14 protein-coding genes and 1 tRNA gene are annotated in these 21,307 nt (G+C 42.5%); 3 read left to right on the forward strand and 12 right to left on the reverse strand.

Translation table 11 applies throughout. The annotated features are described in order from the left end of the window. A partial coding sequence (locus tag HYU69_12875) for a SprB repeat-containing protein (GenBank protein MBI2271230.1) occupies positions 1 to 961 on the forward strand: 961 nt, incomplete at its 5' end. 28 nt (positions 962 to 989) lie between these two features. Next, positions 990 to 1,175, forward strand: a complete 186-nt coding sequence (locus HYU69_12880) for a hypothetical protein (protein MBI2271231.1) — start codon at positions 990 to 992, stop codon at positions 1,173 to 1,175. Here HYU69_12880 and HYU69_12885 read toward each other — a convergent pair. Together HYU69_12885 and HYU69_12890 are read right to left on the reverse strand one after the other, a co-directional pair. Next, positions 1,172 to 1,558 carry a GIY-YIG nuclease family protein gene (locus HYU69_12885; protein MBI2271232.1) on the reverse strand — a complete coding sequence of 129 codons (387 nt, stop codon included), beginning with the start codon at positions 1,556 to 1,558 and terminating at the stop codon, positions 1,172 to 1,174. The two genes, HYU69_12880 and HYU69_12885, sit on opposite strands and share 4 nt — an antisense overlap. Further along, a tRNA-Asn gene (locus HYU69_12890) sits at positions 1,513 to 1,586 on the reverse strand. The genes HYU69_12885 and HYU69_12890 overlap by 46 nt, the downstream gene beginning before the upstream one ends. A 239-nt stretch (positions 1,587 to 1,825) precedes the next feature. On the opposite strand from HYU69_12890, the gene HYU69_12895 reads away from it, so the two are divergent. After that, positions 1,826 to 2,749, forward strand: a complete 924-nt coding sequence (locus HYU69_12895) for a bifunctional hydroxymethylpyrimidine kinase/phosphomethylpyrimidine kinase (GenBank protein MBI2271233.1) — start codon at positions 1,826 to 1,828, stop codon at positions 2,747 to 2,749. A gap of 58 nt (positions 2,750 to 2,807) precedes the next feature. Here the strand turns inward: HYU69_12895 and kbl are convergent, their stop codons facing one another. From kbl to HYU69_12945, 10 genes are all read right to left on the reverse strand, one after another. Then, entirely contained in the window at positions 2,808 to 4,010 is a 1,203-nt protein-coding gene (gene kbl / locus HYU69_12900) for a glycine C-acetyltransferase (protein ID MBI2271234.1), read from the reverse strand. A gap of 6 nt (positions 4,011 to 4,016) precedes the next feature. Further along, complete coding sequence (locus tag HYU69_12905; GenBank protein ID MBI2271235.1) at positions 4,017 to 5,732, reverse strand: T9SS type A sorting domain-containing protein; 1,716 nt, start codon at positions 5,730 to 5,732, stop codon at positions 4,017 to 4,019. 131 nt (positions 5,733 to 5,863) lie between these two features. Continuing rightward, positions 5,864 to 7,258, reverse strand: a complete 1,395-nt coding sequence (gene gdhA, locus HYU69_12910) for an NADP-specific glutamate dehydrogenase (GenBank protein ID MBI2271236.1) — start codon at positions 7,256 to 7,258, stop codon at positions 5,864 to 5,866. An 87-nt stretch (positions 7,259 to 7,345) separates the two neighbouring features. After that, complete coding sequence (gene ygiD / locus HYU69_12915; GenBank protein MBI2271237.1) at positions 7,346 to 8,212, reverse strand: 4,5-DOPA dioxygenase extradiol; 867 nt, start codon at positions 8,210 to 8,212, stop codon at positions 7,346 to 7,348. A 30-nt stretch (positions 8,213 to 8,242) separates the two neighbouring features. Continuing rightward, positions 8,243 to 9,610 (reverse strand): FAD-dependent oxidoreductase, encoded by a 1,368-nt coding sequence (locus HYU69_12920; GenBank protein MBI2271238.1) that lies wholly within the window; start codon positions 9,608 to 9,610, stop codon positions 8,243 to 8,245. 157 nt (positions 9,611 to 9,767) lie between these two features. After that, entirely contained in the window at positions 9,768 to 12,041 is a 2,274-nt protein-coding gene (locus HYU69_12925; GenBank protein MBI2271239.1) for a T9SS type A sorting domain-containing protein, read from the reverse strand. 84 nt (positions 12,042 to 12,125) lie between these two features. Further along, positions 12,126 to 12,503, reverse strand: coding sequence for an STAS/SEC14 domain-containing protein (locus HYU69_12930; GenBank protein ID MBI2271240.1), 378 nt, complete (start codon positions 12,501 to 12,503; stop codon positions 12,126 to 12,128). 230 nt (positions 12,504 to 12,733) lie between these two features. Beyond that, positions 12,734 to 13,741: a PorP/SprF family type IX secretion system membrane protein gene (locus tag HYU69_12935; GenBank protein MBI2271241.1), complete on the reverse strand. Its 1,008-nt coding sequence runs from the start codon at positions 13,739 to 13,741 to the stop codon at positions 12,734 to 12,736. Between the two features lie 16 nt (positions 13,742 to 13,757). After that, positions 13,758 to 14,057, reverse strand: coding sequence for a gliding motility-associated C-terminal domain-containing protein (locus HYU69_12940; protein ID MBI2271242.1), 300 nt, complete (start codon positions 14,055 to 14,057; stop codon positions 13,758 to 13,760). Positions 14,058 to 14,171: 114 nt separating this feature from the next. Continuing rightward, a complete protein-coding gene (locus HYU69_12945) occupies positions 14,172 to 21,242 on the reverse strand; it encodes an IgGFc-binding protein (protein ID MBI2271243.1) in 7,071 nt (2,356 codons plus the stop codon). Between the last annotated feature and the right edge of the window lie 65 nt (positions 21,243 to 21,307).

A 21,307-nucleotide genomic window follows, 5' to 3' on the forward strand; every position in this document is an offset into this window, starting at 1 on the left:
AGCAAGGGATATTTTTATAATTAAATTTACAAATACAGGTGTCCGCTTATGGGCTACTTATTTTGGCGGTGATGGTGACGATTTTCGCGAACCACTTGCGGCAGATAAACTGAGCAACCTTTTTGTAGCGGGGGAATGGACAAATGAAACAGGTGCTTTATTAACTGACTCTTCTTACCCGTTAACCGACCCGGGTGGAGGGGCTTATTATGATACAACATTTAATGGGATTACCTCCTATGATGATGATGGGTTCGTCGCAAAATTTATTCCTTCTGTTTTAACGCTTACATCTGCTGCTGTATCTGCGTCTTGTGGCTGCAATGGATTAGCTACCACAACTCCCTCAGGAGGTTGCCAGCCATATAAGTATTCTTGGTATAACATTGGTTGGACGCAGGTTGGGAATACACAAGCAATCAGTTCATTGTGTTCGGGCAATTACCAGGTCATCGTCAATGATACCGTTAATTGTGTTAATGATACTGATTTTGTTAATGTTCCCTCGGGTGTTGGCTTAGCTTTAAATGGCACTCAAACTGATCTGTTATGTAATGGAGTAACTAATGGTACTGCAAGTATAACGATAAGTAACGGTAGCGGTCCTTATACCTACGCCTGGAGCAATGGGCAAGCTACGCAAACAGCTACAGGTCTTGCTGCTGGTAGCTATACCATTACAGTGAGCGATGCAAATAGCTGTTCATCCACTGCCGTTTTCGTTATTACATCCCCTCTCCCTTTAATAGGAGAATTTACTAAAGGGACTGCGATCTGTAATGGTTGCGGTTGTAAACAATGGATAATGATAGGGGCCACTGGTGGTATAAGTCCATACACTTATTCCTGGCCAGATGGTTATATAAATAGGTATAAGAACAATCTTTGTCCAGGTTCGTATTCAGTAAATATTTCAGATACAAATGGCTGTAGTATAAATATTAACTTGAGTACTCCATAAAATTTCTTTGAAATAGGTAGTATAAAAAATGGAAGCAAGTGATAAAGCAACTGCACATATTTCAAACTATTGGAGCAAAAGCAGTTGTTGTTTTCTTACAGATGTAGTGTTATTCAATGGCTACACTCTGGTTCATCATAATGTTGAGCTGGGAAATTTTCAAGCCGGAAACCTGAAGCCCGAAATTTCGAACTCTATTCATAGCAATGATTAATCCCGCCCAGGCGGGACTCTAACCAGCTGAGCTATGCTTTTCTGCTCATTTATATCATTTAACAAACGTTCAATATAAATTCGGCTTTTTTTCTTTTTTATATGCCTTTCAGCTTTTACCGCTTCGCTTCGGGTTTCACCTACCATAAACGATACCTTTAATTCCCATGGTAAATGTTTGAATGTGAATTTTGTTCGTTGGGGGTTGTTGTGTTCAGAGAGTATGCGGTCAACATTATCCGTGTGACCAATATAATAAATATCAGACTTTATAGAATGAGAATGTAGATGTAAAAGGCCATAAAAATAAAAAAGCCCAAGCAGACTGCTTGGGCTTGCTCCCCGAACTGGGCTCGAACCAGTGACCCCATGATTAACAGTCATGTGCTCTAACCAGCTGAGCTATCAGGGAATATTTAATAGAAGAACAACTTTTAATAAATCAATTAATCCTGAACCAATGACCCCATGATTAATCCCGCTTTTGGCGGGACTCTAACCAGCTGAGCTATCAGGGAATATTAATTATTTGTAAAAAAAGAACGTTTAATGTGCTGAATAGGAGAACTCCCCCTAAAAAGGACTGCAATATTAGCACATGTGAGCAAATTATACAATATATTTACGAAATAATTAAAAAACCCACTCATTATGAGCCTATTAGTTGTTGGAACCGTAGCTTTTGATGCCATTGAAACACCTTTTGGCAAAACAGATAAGATAATTGGAGGCGCTGCCACGTATATTTCTTTGTCGGCTTCTTACTTTACAAAAAAGATAAACCTTGTTTCGGTGGTGGGAGATGATTTCCCGCAGGACACTATAAAAATGTTGCAAGGCAAGGGAGTTAACTCCGAAGGATTACAGATACTGAAAGGTCAAAAGACGTTTTTTTGGTCTGGGAAGTATCATAATGATATGAATACGCGCGACACATTGGTGACAGAACTCAATGTGCTGGCTGATTTTAACCCGGTTGTGCCTGCTTCATTCCAGGGAAGTGAATTTTTGATGTTGGGCAACCTTACACCGGTTGTACAGGAAAAAGTACTTGATCAGCTTAAACCCCGCCCGAAGTTAGTTGTACTTGATACTATGAACTTCTGGATGGATGTGGCTTTGGATGATTTAAAACGCGTATTGAAAAAAATAGATGTGCTTACCATTAATGATGAAGAGGCTCGCCAGCTTTCAAAAGAACACTCATTGGTTAAGGCTGCACAGAAAATTTTAGCAATGGGGCCAAAATACCTTATTATTAAAAAGGGTGAGCATGGCGCATTGTTGTTCGATAAAGAGCAGGTATTCTTTGCTCCCGCACTTCCTCTGGAAGATGTGTTTGACCCAACAGGAGCAGGCGACACCTTTGCAGGCGGTTTCATTGGATATTTAGCCAGCACAAATGATATATCATTTGATAATATGAAACGTGCCATTATATACGGTTCAGCAATGGCATCTTTCTGTGTAGAGAAATTCGGTACCGAAAGGCTCCTCAGCCTTACTCCAAAGGATGTAGAAGACCGCATACAGCAATTTATTGAGCTGGTACAGTTTGATATTGAGTTGGTTTAACTTGGTTCAATACTAAACTCTGACAGGGTTTAGAAACCCTGTCAGAGTTTATGAAAGCCTAAGCAGTAGCTCCTTTTTTAATCACCCCCAACTCCTTCCCAACCTTCTCAAACGCAGCAATGGCTTTATCCAAATGTTCTTTCTCATGCGCTGCCGAAAGCTGTACACGAATGCGCGCCTGCCCTTTAGGCACAACTGGGAAAAAGAAGCCGATCACATAAATACCTTCTTTCAATAATCTGTCGGCAAAGTCTTGTGATAGTTTGGCATCATACAACATAACAGGCACAATTGCAGAGTCACCGTCTTTGATTTCGAGTCCGGCTTTTTTAATGCCTTGTTTGAAGTAGTTCACATTCTTTTCCAGTTTGTCGCGCAGGGTGGTTGTTTCACTCAGCATATCGAATACAGCAATTGAAGCACCAACAATGTGCGGAGCTAATGAATTACTGAATAAATAAGGGCGAGAACGCTGGCGCAGCATTTCAATAATTTCTTTACGGCCTGTTGTAAAGCCGCCCATTGCTCCTCCCAATGCTTTTCCGAGTGTTCCGGTTATTATGTCAACGCGGCCTATTACATTTTTCAATTCAACAGTACCGCGGCCTGTTTTGCCAATAAAGCCGGTGGCATGGCTTTCATCAACCATTACCATTGCATTGTATTTTTCGGCGAGATCGCAGATCTTATCCAGTGGTGCAACAAATCCATCCATTGAAAAAACGCCATCCGTTACGATGAGTCGGAAACGCTGTGCCTGAGCCTTTTTTAACTGTTCTTCCAGGTCAGTCATGTCAGAGTTCTTATAGCGATAACGTTGTGCTTTACATAAACGAACGCCGTCAATAATAGAGGCATGGTTCAGCTCGTCGGATATGACGGCGTCTTCTTCGCCCAATAAGGCTTCAAACACTCCGCCATTCGCGTCGAAGCAGGCGGCGTACAATATAGTATCATCCGTGCCTAAAAACTTCGCGACCTTGCTTTCCAGCTCTTTGTGTATATCCTGGGTGCCGCAAATAAAACGTACACTCGACATACCATACCCACGTGAATCAAGCGTTTTGTGGGCCGCCTCAACCACTTTAGGATGTGACGATAGCCCCAAATAATTATTCGCGCAAAAAATAATTACATCCTTGTCGCCAACTTTCACCACAGCGCCCTGCTCGCTCTCAATTACACGTTCGCGTTTATACAAACCGTTGTCTTTTATGGTTTGAAGTTCTTTTTCTAAATGTGATTTAAATGGTCCGTACATATTAATTTAGTTTTTGATTAATTTAATTTGTCTCGTATGGTTTTTATCAGTTATTTTCAATAGATACATCACTTTATCTTCAGGTAATGTGATTTCCATCAAATTCTTTATTATCGGTCCTGTTTCTACAACCTGGCCAGCAATATCAAATAATTGGAATGATAGATTCCTATTTAAAAATTGGGGATCTGTACTTAACTGTATATTACTATAAGTTGGGTTGGGAAATACCTTTATATATTCATCCAAAGGGAAAATTTCATTAATGGATACTGGAACACTAAAACTTGTGCAGTATGAATCGTTGGAATGGTCGATATCAATTTTATTATTTGGAACAGAGGTCCATAAGCAAAGGTTAGAATAGTTTACATTCCCTCCTGTAGAATATATGAAACCATCAGATAATAGAGGCATATGAAACATGATTGAATCTCCCGGCAAGATAATTGTGTCAAATTTGTGTGTGTATGTACTTGTTCCACATATGGGGGTGGCTAAATAAAACGAAGTATTAATAGCAAAACTACTAATAGTGGTACTGCCAAAATTTTTCAAGGTGAGTAGGGGTTTGAAATTAATGAAATGGTAACCGGTAGGCCATGATGGAATGCGATAAAGATATGCAGTATCCAATTTCATATCTGTAATTCCAATATCTGTATTTTGTTTTGTGCAATTTCCAAGGTAATCAAACGACTTAATGAATTGATGATTATTCTTAAAGCCTGCTACAATTCCGGCAACAACTATTTTTTTTCCATCAATATTCATATCGTATACCTGTAGAAAATCACCCACAAAACTAAAATCATATAAATATAACAGTGTTGAACTATCCACTTTAGCGATAAGGGGAGCTGAATCACTTTTCCTTATTCCGGCAATCCATAATCCGTAATTGGATTTTCGCAATAGATTCAGTTGGGCATACTTTGTTGATAAATCCAGTGTTTTCATTGGAACAAATACCGTATTCAATTTTAAAATACTTGTTCCCGTAGTGATAAAATACGTTGAGTCGTTTGCCGATATAATATTTTTGACCGGGGATTGGAAACTATAAAAGTTAAGAAGGACTCCATTTGAATCTGCGCGTATTACCCCCTTTGAAGTTCCAATAATTAATTCCTTCGATAAATTTTCTTCTGTCGAATAAATGATTCCATGATTATATTTGACCGACCACAAGCTGTCTCCTATTTCTGAAATACAATATATGCTGCTATCTGAAGATACAATCAGTTTTCCTGACCTTAACTCTTTTATGTGATTGGGTCTTGGCGCTGAAATAAGGTCGCCTTTAAATTTTAGTTTCCATATAAGCTTTCCTGATCTTGTGCATTTGGTCACAAATCCGGCCGGGGTACCTATATCACAAGGTGTCACATAGCTTGTTAACACAATATTACTATCGCCTGAGTTTATCATGTCAGAAAGTGGACCAATATCCATTGAAGGCACAATCGTATTTAATACCCATTTGGAATTTCCAACGCTATCATACCTTGAGAGTGAAGTATTGCCCGAATATTCATCATTAATAGTATATCCTGCTGTTATATATCCACCATCGGATTGATATGCAATCCGATTAATTTGACAGCGGTAAGCAGCCTGTATTGCCTCTTCAAAATTCACAAGTTGAGAAAATATTGATGAAATGCAACAAAAATAAGCTGGAATGAGTGATAGTCGACGCATTACAATCATGTTTTTCATGCGTTACAAGTTACAAAGAATGGCGTTGTAAACAAAAAAGACTGCCCAAGGTAAGTGGGCAGTCTTTGCATTCTTTTATTCCTCCGGAACCCTGAGCTAAGTCGAAGGGTGGAGAGGTCAGGTGGAGCTTTCTACACCAACCCCTGTGCAATCATCGCATCAGCAACTTTCACAAAGCCGCCAATGTTTGCACCTTGTACGTAGTTAGTGAAGCCTTTTTCAGAACCATATTGCAGACATGTTTTATGAATGTCTTTCATAATGGTATGCAAGCGTTGGTCAACTTCTTCACGTGTCCATGACAAGCGTAAAGAGTTCTGGCTCATTTCTAAACCTGATGTTGCAACACCGCCGGCATTTGATGCTTTACCTGGTGCAAACAATATTTTGTTTTTCAGGAATACTTCAACCGCTTCAGGAGTCGAAGGCATGTTAGCGCCTTCCGCAACAGCTTTACAGCCATTTTTCACTAAAGTTTCAGCGTCAGCTCCGTTCAATTCATTTTGAGTAGCGCAAGGTAATGCAATGTCGCATTTCACTCCCCATGGAGTTTTTCCTGCGTAAAACTCAGAACCTTTGAACTTAGATGTATACTCTTTTATACGTCCGCGTTTTTCGTTCTTCAACTCCATTACATAGGCTAGTTTCTCAGTATTGATGCCGTTCTTGTCGAAGATGAATCCTTCTGAATCGGAGAAAGTAACAACTTTACCGCCCAGTTGGATCGCTTTCTCAGCAGCGTATTGAGCTACGTTACCGGAACCTGATACCACAACTGTTTTTCCTTTGAAGCTGTCTTTTTTGGTTGCAAGCATTTCCTGCGCGAAATAAACACAGCCGTAACCAGTAGCTTCAGGACGGATCAAACTTCCACCGAATGAAATTCCTTTACCGGTTAATATTCCTGTGAACTCATTTGCCAAACGTTTGTATTGACCAAACATAAAACCAACTTCACGACCGCCAACACCAATGTCGCCTGCAGGAACGTCAGTGTCATTACCGATATGGCGGAATAACTCGCTCATAAAGCTTTGACAAAAACGCATTACTTCATTATCTGATTTGCCTTTAGGATCAAAGTCAGAGCCACCTTTACCTCCGCCCATTGGCAAAGTAGTTAAAGAGTTCTTGAACACTTGTTCGAAAGCTAAAAATTTAAGTATACCTAAATAAACAGATGGATGGAAACGCAGACCGCCTTTGTAGGGGCCTATGGCGCTGTTCATCTGGATACGGAAACCGCGGTTGATCTGGAAACGTCCTTTATCATCGATCCATGGAACACGGAACATAATTACACGCTCTGGCTCAGCAATTCTTTCCAGAAGTTTACCTTCCTGGTATTTGGGATTTTTTGCAATAAATGGAATAACAGTTTCAGCAACTTCAAAAACTGCCTGATGGAACTCAACTTCACCGGGATTTTTCGCGATGATCTTATTCATGAATTCCTTGATAGCTTTATCAGAGGAACCTACATGGGTGCCGTTCGATTTCGCCTGGGTCAATGTGGATGTAGCCATATGATTTTTATGATTTTTGTTAGAGGAGTCAAAGGTATTGATTTTACGAATATGGCAAAATTTATTAAGCGCTTTTACTCAATATTTTTAGCCTATTTTCAGCGAACGCATAGAGATGGAACCTGCGGTAGTCCTTGCATTAAAGAACTTTACGGATTCGCCTTTATCCCGGAGGGCCAGTGAATATAAAAGGGGCAAATAATGTTCATTTGTGGGCACTGCAAGCTGCGCTATTTTGCCCAATTTTTGATAATCTACAACCGATTGATAATCACCTTTTTCAATGAAGGATTTGATTTTTTCATCAAATTCAACGGCCCAATCGAAGGCTTTATCGGTAAATTCGAACAGCCCGAGATTATGAACTATATTGCCGCTGCCTAAAATAAGCACACCCTTTTTTCGCATTGCTTTCAATTCATTGACCAGTTCGAAATGGTATTGCGGAGGTTTGGTATAGTCAAGGCTTAATTGAAAGGTAGGAATATCGGCCTTTGGGAACATAGGTAATAATACACTCCAGCAACCATGATCGAGGCCCCATTCGTAATCCAATTCAACTTTCGTTTTGGTGATAGTTGTGGTAATTTCTTTTGCCAGCTCAGGTGCGCCCGGTGCGGGATACTGTGTTTGGAATAGTTTTTCAGGGAAGCCTCCAAAATCATGTATTGTTGGCGGTTTAGGCATGGCTGTAACCATTGTCCCCGAAGTTTGCCAGTGTGCCGAAACACATAGAATAGCTTTTGGCTTTGGTAAGGATTTGCCGATGCCGGCCCAGCCACGGCTAAACTCATTGTCTTCAATGGCATTCATGGGGTTGCCATGCCCTACAAACAACGCGGGCATTAATTCATCTGTTGGATTGAGCTGATCGGTTGTTTGTTTGAAATCTTTAAGTGTTTGCATAGTGAGAGGAACCGCTAATGTGTTTTTTATGAAGGTACGCCTGTCCATGTTTAAAGCTACTAAAAAAGTAAACGTCTTTTAACCTTTCAAAATTGCATCAACAGTGGTTTGTGCTGTTTCCATAGCACCATGCACGGTCGCAAAATGACCTTCGTGCATGGCTTCGCCTGCAAAATAGAGTTTATTGTCAACAGGCAATGCCGCCGTGCTCCGTGCATTTAATGACCCAAGGGTTGGATAAGAGTATACACCTCTTATATAGGGTTGTTTGAACCAGTCCATTATATATGAATCAATCAGCGTGCGTGAGGCCACAGTTGATCCGAAAATTTTATCTATTTCTTTCACTACGATCTTAACTGCTTCTTTATCTTCAAAACTCAGGTGCTCGGCATTTTCTCCGTTTGTAAATGCGGTCAACACATTGTTATATGTACTGCGCCCGGATCCGGACGGGTAGAATTCGGATATATAGCCAGTACCGTAAATGGCTGCTGTATCATCTTTCCAGAATTTTTTGCTGAACTTCAGAATTATTTTCATGCCGGCACCCATCCCGATCTTTGAAAATGCAGAAGTTTTATCGGTGGAAAGGGCGGGGGTAAATTTAATGTCGTTCGACTTTAATATAGTGATGGGTACTGTAATGATGACTTTATCTGCAGTATAAGTGCCCCCGTTTTTATCCGTAACAGTAATTGTCGTGCCGGTATGATCAATTCCCGTTACAGGAGTGTTTAGTTTTATTTTAGTTAATATACTGCTGCATTTTTCTTCAAATACGGAAAGTATAGATCGTCCGTTCAAAAGGAAATTGTCGCTGCCCGCTATCCATCGTTTTTCCATGTCTTTGAGACCTGCCATGCTTAGCCGGCCCACAGAAGTGCCATGCTTATTGCCGACAAGCGCGTTATAGATGTGAACTACGCGGGGAGCTAATCCATGCTGTATTGCAAATTGTTCGGCAGTCATGTCGGGTCCGGAGTAATCTGCATATGTTTCGGTTAGTGCGAGTACCTGTTTAAAATCTTCATCCTCTTCGAGCTGACTTTCCGTATTCAGAAAACCATCGAGGGAGTAGTAATCTTCACCCTTATTGGTAACAAAAGACACTTTTGAATTTTTAACCAGTTCATAAAAAACAGAGCGTTTACCATGCACTCCTTCGGCCCCAAGTTCGACCGGGAAATCGGAAAAATCTTTTAATGACCGTATGCGTCCGCCATACACATCAGAAGCTTCAAGTATTGTAACATCCACTCCCTGCTCATTCAATAAATGCGCGGCGTAAAGTCCTGCCGCTCCGGCTCCTATAATAATTACTTTTCCTTTAAAAGTATCGGGGTAATTTTTTTTTGAAGCGTTAATCAATTGAGCAAGAGCCGGAGAGAGAAACATTCCTCCGGCACCTAAAAGTGAATAACGTATAAAATCCTTTCGCTTCATACTGATCAAATTGGTTGCCCCAACACCCGTTTTACTCAAAAGCGGGTGTAAATGTTGCACAATTAATTAAAATAAAAAAGCGGGAAGCAAATGGAATGGGTGAATCCCAAATTATTAAGCAATATTTGACGAAGTGAGATCAAATCGTAAGCATAATTCAACGTTCAATAACCAGTTTTGTCACTTGTTTACCAAGAGGGGAGGATAGTTCGGCCAAGTACAGTCCATTTCTAACCTCAGGAATTTTAATTGTTGTTTCAATCGGATTCAGGTTTTTTTCGTAAACCAATTGCCCCTGCATAGTAAAGATCTTTATAATCCGGGAACCTTGCGATCCCTGATCAGGAAGAATTGTAAATGTTCCGTTTGAAGGATTCGGATAAATTGTAAGACCATGGTTAAGTATATTTTTATTGATGTTGATCGATAACGGGAAATTATCATCACCCGAAAAAATACTTGTCTGTCCCATATACTCAACCAGGAACAGCAGATTGTCTTTGCAATAAAGATCCTGCGGGCCCCATTGGTTGCTGAAAACAAATTCAGAACCATGCATATAAAAGCCAGATTGTGTAATGGAAGATTTTTTGAAAGCGTACAAGCCATTTTCGTGGTAGCTTACATACAATGCGAATGAATCGGCTGCCATGTGCCTGGGGTTCGCCAGAGGTAACGAAGTTAATGTCCCGATCTGCACCAACTGGGTGCCCGTGAAATGGTATTTGGCAAGCCCGCCTCCAAGTCCCGTAATGTATGCATATAGAGTGTCTTTATATGCAGTAACTGAGGTGAAATCATTAAATGTATTATTTGGGGGAGGTATTGTAACCAGTTTTTGTAAATTATTATTCAGGTCGAGAACAGACAATGAATCTTTGGTGCTTACAAATAATTTGCCGGTTTGATTCGCGAAAATATCAGTCATGTTATTCAGAACAACCGACTTTTCTACGACAGGACTGAGCGGGTTCGTCACATTTACGAGGTAAAGCGTTAGTATTAATCCAGACTTCTGGAACACCGCTACTTTGTCATTCGACACATATACTTTTGGATAATCATTGGTAAGGCCTGCGCCAAGCTGGATGGATGAGACAAGTGACAATGTGTTGGGATTGAAAACTCTGAAATCATCGCCGGTATAATAAAGTCCGAAAATATAATTTCCGTTCTTGGAAAACCTGGTTTTAAAACAAAAGCCGGTATCAATTTTCGAATTGATAAGTGTTGGTGAATTAAGATTGGTAATGTTGTACAGTTTAAATCCGAAACCTTCCTGCGCCACTACCAACTTATTTCCATATTTATCACTGCCGAGGTTCCAGCCTCCGGTACGTGTGTTGCCGAGATCAACTTCATTGTAAATGTCATTTATGCCGAGTGTTTTGACCCCATACCATTCGGAAGCGACGTGCATTTTTTTGTTGTCAATGGCAGCATCAAAGTGCCATAAACCCCCATAAACACTGTTAAGCAGGTGAATGTTAGAGGGATTGGAACAATCATAGATATAAGTGTGCCCGGTAAGCGGATCGCCGGATTTGTAGTTCATGTCCAGCGCGGACTGTGTAGCCACATATATTGTGTCGTTCCTGATCTCCGCGTTCATAGGTTGTGCCACGGCGAGAAAATAAATACCGGGTAATGTATCGCGGTACACTTCAACAGGAGCTGTTGGATTTGTAATATCAAGTGAATAAAATAGCCCGGAGGGATCAAATCCCAATGATGCGTATGATTGTGTTCCCCCAAGCACATGCACCAGGTTTGTATTTTGTCCGAATACCACATCTTCGGGGTCGCAGAATGTTTGTTGTTTGTAGGAGAGTTGTGTTAATGTTTTGGCATTATATAAATAGACCCCGTCAACAGTGTTTCCCGCACTATAGGCCACGGTAAAGGCCAGCAAATTGCCCTTTACCGCAACTCCCCGTATTCTGGTATTCCCTGTTTGTGTCGCAATAGATGTAAGTAATTGAAGTGAAGTACCGTTGTCTTTAAAAACCGCAACCCTGGTTTTAAATGCCGCGAAAATGGTGTCGCCATAAAATGCCACATCGTAAGCCGCTTCATTGAGGTTGACGGGAGTGTATTTTGTTACCAGCTGTGGCTGTGCCGGATTTGTGAGGTTCCATTTTGAAAGTCCTGCATGATTGGCGGAAATATACATACTGCCTTTGTATACCTGTATATTGTCAATGTTGGAAGTAAACCGGTACTCAAATAATTTGGTGTAGGGTGGTAGTCCGGTTGATACATTATATACAAGTAATGTATTGCCGGCACCAGCGTATAGGTAGTTATTGTAATAACAAACTTCATAACAGGCGGCGCCTGTAGTTGCTGATATAAAGGATAGTTTGTTTTGTGCGACAGATAAATTTATCACGATCATAAATAACAGACCGTTTAATAAATACTTCTTCATTACATTAGGTTTTTGGCAAATACTACCCAATGCTAATGTATAAAAATAAAGTGATGTAAGTCAAGACAGGATGAAAGCCAAGGGTCATTGTTCAATTCCATTCAGCCATTCTAAGGCTTTTTCTTCAGATAAAAAAAATCGGGTGGGAGAAACCGGTTTTCCAAGCCGGATATAAAGATTTACAAAGAACAGGGCGATCAGGTTACGGGTAACAATTGCTGTTGCTATTCTCGAGCCTGATTGTTGTATGGCATATTTTCTGGCTTCAGGGGTAGTGGTAAAATAGTTTCTTATGTCAACCAATACCCGTGGTTTTTTATCAGAAGTAAGACGGTTTGTTACAGCATAATGATTTTTTACATCTTCCAATCCCAATTTAACATCGTTCGGGATCAGGATACGCAAAATATTGGTTTCCTCGTTGTACCACATTTGGGCTGTGGCGGTCCATGCTTCTTTCATAAGGGGGCGTTATGGGTACAACATAGCTTTGCAAAACCCTTATTTTGTATTCAAAAGATGGGGTCTTATTCAGGCAATGAGCGTAGTTGTATGCAAAAAGAGCACAAACTTCGCGCAAACTCAACATCAAAGTCAAATCAGCTTATTAAACGGCGGGTTTGGGTTATTAAACGGTACCTTTTAGTAGGAAGAAGATCGGGTGTGGATTCCGAAGCATGGTTTATATGATCTCATTTTAACATACTTCCACCATTATTAGAAGCAGCTTTTTTAATTCCTGTGTAAATAACTCCCATTTCTATCGCGCCCCGGCTTCCTGCGTAAGCTTTAAGCGGACTGGTAACTATGTCATAGCTCATGCGGAAAGTGCTGGCACCTTGTTTAATGCCGAGGTGTATCACTAAAGCATCCTGCACTCTGTAGGCAACTCCGCTTACCAATTCATAATTGGTGTTCTTTAAATTATAATAGGCAAGCAGTCCCATGTTGAATTCATGCGCGGCACCCTGGTACATGAACAGGAAGGAGGGTTGCAGATTTAGCATCGGATTAATATGAATATCAGAGCCGATATTTATATTAAAGCGCATGGGCATGCGATAGGGGACACCTATTGTTGACTGATCGGGCCTGTTCAGGTGATTAACTGAAAGTCCTGCAAATGGATTGAATTTTTTATTCGAATCACGATACTTATAATAAATACCCATGTTTGCATCAAATTTCAACAGGCTGAATTTCTTAAAAGCCTCCCCATTATCTGTTGCAGCATCTAACCCGCGATCGGAAAAATACTGTGTGGAAAATAACAGATCATTGTCGCTGTATTTTTTATTCATCATTCCCATTTGTAATCCTGCAGTTAGGAAGTGATTTTTACTTTCATCGCTGGTAATACGATAGGAGCCGCCGACAATAAATCCAAAGGCATTGTAATTACTCATACCTGCAAGGTTATCGATAAGATAGCCGCCAACACCAAAACGTTTTATGGGTTTGTCAAAGGCAATTGATGCGGTAGTATAAGGTTTGCTTTGCAGTTTTTGCCACTGTGAGCGGTAATTGGCCAGTATCCTGAAGTCGCCGGTTTCGCCCATATACATACCTGCAAGGGCAGGGTTCATATAAACGGGCGCAATATCATATTGCGATAAGTGATAGTCTTGCGCAATGCCATAGCTGCCTGTGGCAAGCATACAGATCGCCGCGATGCTATTTTTTATGAATGTCATTTTCATGGCTCTCCAGTTTAAATTACCTGATCAATGTTACGTCACCTGACAAATTAAACTCTTTTCCATCAATGGTTTTGCCTTTGGCAGTGAATATATAAACGCCTGCGGGCTGGTCAATGTCGTTATACTTGCCATCCCACGCTCCTTTTGGATCTGTAGAATTATATACCAGGTTACCCCATTGATTATATATTTTTAGCTCAACGGTAAGGAACGGACCGCCAAGTACAGGTACATCATCATTCACGCCGTCATTATTTGGTGTAAAGCCGGTGGGAACCGCTACCGGATGCACCACAATTGTAGTTGGTTCGATCACTACATTTGCCTGTGCGGTATCTGTACAGCCTTGTGTACCGGTTATTATGAGTGTTACAGTATATGTGCCGCTTGCGTTGTATGTGTAAACAGGATTTTGTTGTGACGATGATCCTCAGCTGTTGCCAAAATCCCAAAGCCATGTTACGGCGCCAAGAGATTGGTCGGTGAATGTGGCAGCTGTTCCGTTCGCAGATGATGTAAAGGCGGCTGTTGGCGTGGTGCCGAATGTGATGCTCATTGTGTCGGACGCTGCGGCGCATAGCCCGTTGTTTGTTGATATTAATACTAACCTGACTGTACCCGCGGATCTGTCAGCCGAGCTTGGTGCATATACGGCTGTCAACGTTGCATTGTTCGGAACAAACACGCCGGTACCTGATGTCATCCAGGTTCCTGTTTCACTTCCACCGGTTACTGATCCATTCAAGGAGATGTTGCTGCCTGAACAGTTGGCCTGATCGCCCCCTGCGCTAACTACCGGCGCAATATTAAAGTTTATTACCATGGTGTCATTTGCCGCCGGGCAGAAGCCTCCGGTTGAAGTAAGGATCAGCTTTATGTTGCCAAGTGCTATATCAGTAGCGCTTGGATTGTATACAGCATTCAGCGTTTGAGCATCAGGAGTGAAATTCCCGGTTCCGATACTTGTCCATGTTCCCGTTGTGCTTCCGCCGCTCACAGATCCATTCAGTGTTATAGCGGGGTTGGCGGAACAAACCGTTTTATCAATTCCGGCATTTACAATTGGCGGTTGCTGTATGCTGATCTCTATAGTGTCCTTTGCTGCCGCACATACTCCATTATTAGTAGATGAAAGTATAAGTTTTACTTTTCCCGCAGTATAATCAGTAGCTCCCGGGGTATATGTTGCGTTGAGCGTCTGGGCGTTTGGTGTAAATGTACCTGAGCCTAATGTCATCCATTGACCCGTTGTACTTCCTCCGCTTATATTTCCATTCAGTACTACTGATAGTATGGTTGAACAAATGGTCTGGTCAGAACCGGCATTTACATTTGCAGGATTGCTTACCTGTATTTTCATAGTGTCAGTTCCCGCCAAACATCCGCCGTTATTTGTTGTTGTAAGAATAAGTTTTACACTTCCATTCGAAAGATCGCCTGAGCTTAATGTATAGGTCGCATTCAGCGTCTGTGAATTCGGATTGAATGAGCCCCCGCCCAATGTTGTCCATTGTCCGGTACTTGTACCTCCCGAAACCAGTCCGTTCAGGTTAACGGTGGGGTTGGTAAAACAGGTGAGCTGGTCAACACCTGCCGAGGCGAACGCGCTCGGGCCAAAGAATATTTTTATGGTATCTTTTGCAGCAGCGCATTGACCATTGTTTGTCGAAGTAAGGACAACTGTTACAGAACCTGCTGCAGTATCGGCTGTGCTGAATTGATAGACTGCGTTTAATGTACTATCGTTAGGAAGGAAGGAGCCTGAACCTAAGGTTGTCCATTTGCCTGTTGTGCTGCCATTGCTTACTATACCCTGCAATTGAGCGTTAGCGGCTGTTTTACAAACGTATTGATCAACACCCGCGTTTGCCTGTACAGATGAAGTAAAGTTAACCACCAGAATGTCGTTAACCGCATTACAAATACCATTGCCTGTTGAAGTGAGAGTTAATGTTAATGTGCCTGATGTTATTTCCGCTGTAGTCGGCGTATATGTTGCGTTCAATGAAGTGCTGCTCGGGTTAAAGGTTCCGTTGCCTCCTGACCAGATTCCGCCTGCCGCATTAACAATACTGCCGGATAACGATATATTCGGATTGCTGCCGCATACGGATTGGTCGGCCCCGGCATTCACTGTTGGTGGAGCTGTGATAATAGCAGTCATGAAATCGACAGCTACATTACAGCTGGTTGTTGCAGTAAGTACAAGATTTACCGAACCAGCTGAGATGTCGGCCGCGCTCGGAGTGTAAGTCGCATTCAATGTATTGGCATTCGGGTTAAATACACCAGAACCGGAAGTGCTCCAGACGCCGGGGCCACCGCTGCTCACAGATCCGTTCAGGATAATATTGGGGTTATTGGCACAAACCGTTTGATCAGCACCTGCGTTAACTGTTGATGAAGGATAAATGTTTATCCGGACGGTATCTTTTACAGCAACACAGGATCCGTTATTGGTTGAATTGAGTACAAGGTAAATCACTTTGGCCGCGGAGTCAGCTGCACTTGCCTGGTAAATGGCATTCATGGTTGTATTGTTGGGGACAAATGATCCGGTTCCTGTACTTGTCCATACACCGGTATTCGTGCCGCCTGAAACGTTTCCGTTCAGTTGAATATTTTTGTTATTTGAACAAACAGTCTGGTCCACGCCTGCATTCACGACCGGAGCCGGTGTAATTGTTATTATGAGATTATCAGATGCAGGATTACAGCTATTAGCCGTAAGCGTCAGGGTTACGGAACCGGATGCGGCATCACCCGCACTTGGTATATACAGTGCATTTAGAGAAGTGTTGTTCGGACTGAATACACCAGTACCGGTGCTTGACCATGTTCCGGAACTTGCACCGCCGGTAATTACCCCGTTTAGGTTAACACCTGCGTTATTCGCGCAAACTGTTGCATCGCTTCCGGCATTAGCTCCGCCGGCAGGACGAATATTGATCATAAGGGTATCATTAACCGCCAGGCAAGACCCGTTGTTAGTTGAAGTAAGTACCAGTTTAACCCCGCCATTCAGGGAATCCTGTTTGCTGCATGTGTAAATGGCATTTAGTGAAGTATTATTAGGAGTGAACGTTCCTGTGCCCATGGAAGTCCATTGCCCGCTATTTGTAGGGCCGACAATACTTCCGCTTAGCTGTACATTAAGATTGGTTACGCAAACGGTTTGATCCGATCCTGCGTTTACAATTGGTTTTAGAATGATGGTAACAACAACACTATCAACTGCCGCTGCGCAATTTCCGTTTCCTGTTGTAGTCAGTAAAAGAGTTGCGTTACCCGCAGTTATTTCAGCAGACGAAGGTGTATATGCGGCGTTCATTGTTGTTTTGCCTGGAGTGAATGTTCCCGCTCCGCCCGACCAGATCGCTCCTGCTGCTATTGTATATGATCCATTCAGTGTAACTGAAGCGTTATTTGAGCAGGATGTTAAAGCTGAGCCGGCATTTACGGTAGGTGCAGGGGTAAATACAACAGCCATTGTATCCGTTACCGCGTTACAGTTTACATTTCCTGTTGTGGTAAGTACAAGTTTCAATTGGCCGGAGTTGATCTCTGTTTGTGTTGGCGAATATACCGCGTTCAGCGCGTTGTTATTCGGGGTGAATATCCCCAATCCACCGGACCAGGATCCGCCCGCCGAGTTATTTACAGAACCGTTCAATGCTATACTTGCGTTGTTTGCGCAAAGAGTCTGATCGGCACCCGCATTTGAAACAGGAGATGGTGCAAATGAAATGACCATAATATCATTTACCGCGGTGCATGTTCCGTTTCCTGTTGAGGTAAGTGTTAGAGCCAGACTTCCTGATAAAATTTCGGCAGTAGTAGGGGTATATGTGGCATTTAGTACGGTATTGTTAGGCGAATACGTTCCGTTGCCGCCGCTCCATTGGCCGCCACCGGCATTTAATATTGTTCCGTTAAGTACTGCCGCCGGTTTATTTACACACGCCATTATATCGGGTCCGGCACTTACCTGTGGAGCAGGAAGTATTGTTATGGTAACGTTGCTGCTCACAGGTAAGCACGTTCCATTGCCGGTAGTTGTTAATGTGAGGGTAACTGTTCCCGCTGTTATTTCTGTTGTTGAAGGCGTATATACTGTATTAGGTGTAATATTATCCGGATTGTATGATCCGTTTCCACCCGACCACAATACTCCGGCAGCAATTGTGAATGCGCCGTTCAGTGCAACAGCGGGATTGTTTGCACAAACTGTCTGGTTGGTGCCGGCACTTACAGTAGGTCCGGCAGTAAAGAAGATCGTCATTTGATCAGTTACGGCATTACAGTTGCCGTTACCCGTTGTAGTAAGTGTTAGTGTTACATTTCCAGCTGCTATTTCACCTGCGGTTGGTGTATATGAAGTGTTCAGTGTGTTATTATTTGGAGCAAATGTTCCCAGGCCACCGGTCCATTGTCCTCCTGTTGCCACTGTTACACTTCCATTCAGTGTTACAGTGGAATTATTTCCGCAGACTGTTTTGTCAGTACCGGCATTTGCAGTAGGCGGTAATGTAAAGTTGATGGTTACCTGGTCATTCACCGCATTACACGTGCCATTAGTGGTTGATGTAAGTGTTAAATTAATGCTGCCAGACGATACTTCTGCTGCTGTTGGGGTATACACTGCATTCATCGCGGTATTGCTTGGGGAGAAACTTCCGCTTCCGCCTGACCATATACCCCCGCCGGCAACCGTTACAGAGCCATTCAGGGTTACATTGGGATTATTTCCGCAAACAGTTTGATCAATGCCTGCATTAACAACAGGTGATGGAGAAAGCGTGATGGTCATATTATCGGTAACCGCATTACATGTGCCATTGCCGGTAGAAGAAAGTGTAAGTGTTACGGTGCCGGCAGTTATTTCCGAAGCGCTTGGTGTATAAACAGCATTAACAGTTGTATTGTTTGGAGAGAATGATCCGGTTCCACCTGACCATATAATACCTGTAGCAATTGTTACAGAACCGTTTAGTGTTACATCCGGATTATTTTTACAAACAGTTTGATCTATACCCGCGTTAACTGTTGGAGCGTTAGTAAAGGTAATACTCATCTGATCGCTTACCGCATTACAGGTACCATTCCCTGTAGTCGTAAGTGTAAGTGTTACGCTTCCTGAAGCTATTTCACCTGCTGTTGGTGTATATGTAGCATTCAGCGTACTGTTGTTCGGAGTAAATGTGCCTAAACCTCCTGTCCATTGTCCTCCCGAAGCAATGGTTTTTGATCCGCTGAGTGTAACACTGGCATTGTTTTTACACACAGATTGATCTGGTCCTGCATTAACTGTCGGGGGTAGAGTGAAGTTTATTGTTACCTGATCAGTTACCGCGTTACAGTTGCCATTGCCGGTTGTAGTAAGTGTCAGTGTTACATTACCTGCTGAAATTTCCGCGGCACTTGGAGAATATACCGCATTGAGTGCTGTGTTGCTTGGAGAATAGCTTCCTCCTCCGCCCGACCATATTCCCCCGGTAGCAGTTGTAACGGAACCATTCAAGGTGACATTCGGATTGTTGCCGCAAACAGTTTGATCTGCACCGGCATTCGCAATGGGAGACGGAGTGAACGTGATGATCATGTTATCAGTAACCGGGTGACAAATACCATTGCCTGTTGATGTAAGGGTAAGTACCAATATCCCCGAAGCCAGTTCTCCGGCTGTAGGGGTGTATACCGTATTCAGGCTTGTGTTGCCGGGAGTAAACAGGCCGGCTCCACCTGACCAAAGCCCACCTGTAGCAATTGTTACAGAACCATTAAGAGTGACATTAGGATTGTTTTTACATATAGTTTGATCCGGTCCAGCAATAACAACAGGGGCTGAAGTGAAGGTGATCACCATTTGGTCTTGTTGAGGGGTGCAGATGCTGGTAGATGTAAGTGTAAGTGTTACTGATGTGGTGGCAATATCCGCTGAGCTTGGAACGTATTTTGCATTTAATGTGGTGTTGTTTGGTAGGAATACTCCCGTACCTGTGGAGGTCCAGCAACCGGTAGTAGCACCGCCTGAAATACTGCCAACCAGTTTCGCTGTATCATTCGCGCATACAGTTTGGTCAGGTCCTGCATCAGCAACAATCGGAGCAACGAATTCTGAAAAATATCCGTAACGGCAACCTGAGGTACCTCCTCCGTTTATCAGACCTAATGCGAATACGTCGGCGCTGTTTGTAACACTGAATCCGGAGTCTACAGGTACTTCAGTCAGCGAGTACTGTATCCTTGCTGCTCTCCATTGCCCTCCCGTGCCGGGAACTGTGCTAAATGAAGCGGGATTAATTGTAGCAGTACCCGGACCTGTAATGGTAAAATTATTTATAGCCGTCGCACGGACAAGCAGAGTAACATAAAATGCTTCGTTCGTTGAGCGGACAAAATTAACCTGGCGCGACCCCGCGCAATTGAGCGGAGGAAGTATGGCGGAGCCCATTTCACATCCAAAACCTGTTACGTGAGTAGCATAGGTAGGTAGCGAAGTCCGTATATAGATGCTGTTATCAGCGGGGGTGGTAATGGTGTCCATGTCGATACGGAATGTTTCACCGGCAAACATTGTTCTAATGGGAACAGTATTCCCATCGAGGTAAACAGCTGTATTGTTTTGTGTAGCCGTAATAAATACACTTTCGTTACCCCCGTTGTTTAAAAAGCCTTTAACGGCCACATAATCTTCACCAAGTATATTAACCGGTATGATCTGGTCACCGATAAGATCATAGCAACCTCCTGAAGCATTATGGTCGGAGTCATCTTTCACAGTTACGGCGACAGGTTTATCTGAAAGAACAACCGCGCCGGCAGGGTGGGTTGATGGTAATTGAAAATTTGTTCCACTAAAGCCGCATGAATAGGTTTGTCCTGCATTCAATGTTACACTGAATTGTGTAAGCGCAGGGTGGCCGTCAACAGGAACAGGAGAATATATAGTAACAATAGTGTTATTTTGGGATGCCACTATATCAAATGAGGCAATTGCCTGGTGCGGCGCTGCAAAAACATTGTTTGCATAAGGTGCGAAATTATGTAACGGGATATAAAACTCTTTTCCTAAAGCATTAGCACCCTTTAGTGCGAAATCCTCGGGGTTATTGGTATTACTTTCTTCGTAATTGGCGGTAATAGGTGTTGTGGCAACGATCCTTAAACCTGTATTTAAGACAGTGTTAGTCGGAGTTGTTTCCAATTGTGCCTGGAAGGAAGTGAGATCTATTCTTTTTGATTTGCCGGCAGGAATATTTACAACAATAGGGGTAAATCCACCATTCGCAGGTTGTGATACAGTAACTGTTGTGGAAACACCCATTGAGGATAGCAAAAGATAAATTGGTATACCGCCCGGGGCATTGTGCAAATGGGAAACATATGGAGGAGCAAACCAGAAGTCAATTCCGCTTTGTGCGTTTGATCGAGTTGAAACAGAAAACGAAAGGACGATCAGTAGAAAAATGTATGTAAACCGGGAGTAAAGTTTTTTCATAGCTTCACAAATATCAACATTCTAATCGATACGTTTAACGTCTTCAGGGTAGTGAGGGTTACAAC

The sequence above is a fragment of the Bacteroidota bacterium genome (assembly GCA_016183775.1).
Taxonomy (GTDB): Bacteria; Bacteroidota; Bacteroidia; order JABDFU01; family JABDFU01; genus JABDFU01.

Bases quoted from the DNA above. Each gene is read 5' to 3' on its own strand.
- HYU69_12880 (MBI2271231.1), top strand. From the start codon at position 990: ATGGAAGCAAGTGATAAAGCAACTGCACATATTTCAAACTATTGGAGC.
- HYU69_12885 (MBI2271232.1), bottom strand. From the start codon at position 1,558: ATGACTGTTAATCATGGGGTCACTGGTTCGAGCCCAGTTCGGGGAGCA.
- HYU69_12895 (MBI2271233.1), top strand. From the start codon at position 1,826: ATGAGCCTATTAGTTGTTGGAACCGTAGCTTTTGATGCCATTGAAACA.
- kbl (MBI2271234.1), bottom strand. From the start codon at position 4,010: ATGTACGGACCATTTAAATCACATTTAGAAAAAGAACTTCAAACCATA.
- HYU69_12905 (MBI2271235.1), bottom strand. From the start codon at position 5,732: ATGAAAAACATGATTGTAATGCGTCGACTATCACTCATTCCAGCTTAT.
- gdhA (MBI2271236.1), bottom strand. From the start codon at position 7,258: ATGGCTACATCCACATTGACCCAGGCGAAATCGAACGGCACCCATGTA.
- ygiD (MBI2271237.1), bottom strand. From the start codon at position 8,212: ATGGACAGGCGTACCTTCATAAAAAACACATTAGCGGTTCCTCTCACT.
- HYU69_12920 (MBI2271238.1), bottom strand. From the start codon at position 9,610: ATGAAGCGAAAGGATTTTATACGTTATTCACTTTTAGGTGCCGGAGGA.
- HYU69_12925 (MBI2271239.1), bottom strand. From the start codon at position 12,041: ATGAAGAAGTATTTATTAAACGGTCTGTTATTTATGATCGTGATAAAT.
- HYU69_12930 (MBI2271240.1), bottom strand. From the start codon at position 12,503: ATGAAAGAAGCATGGACCGCCACAGCCCAAATGTGGTACAACGAGGAA.
- HYU69_12935 (MBI2271241.1), bottom strand. From the start codon at position 13,741: ATGAAAATGACATTCATAAAAAATAGCATCGCGGCGATCTGTATGCTT.
- HYU69_12945 (MBI2271243.1), bottom strand. From the start codon at position 21,242: ATGAAAAAACTTTACTCCCGGTTTACATACATTTTTCTACTGATCGTC.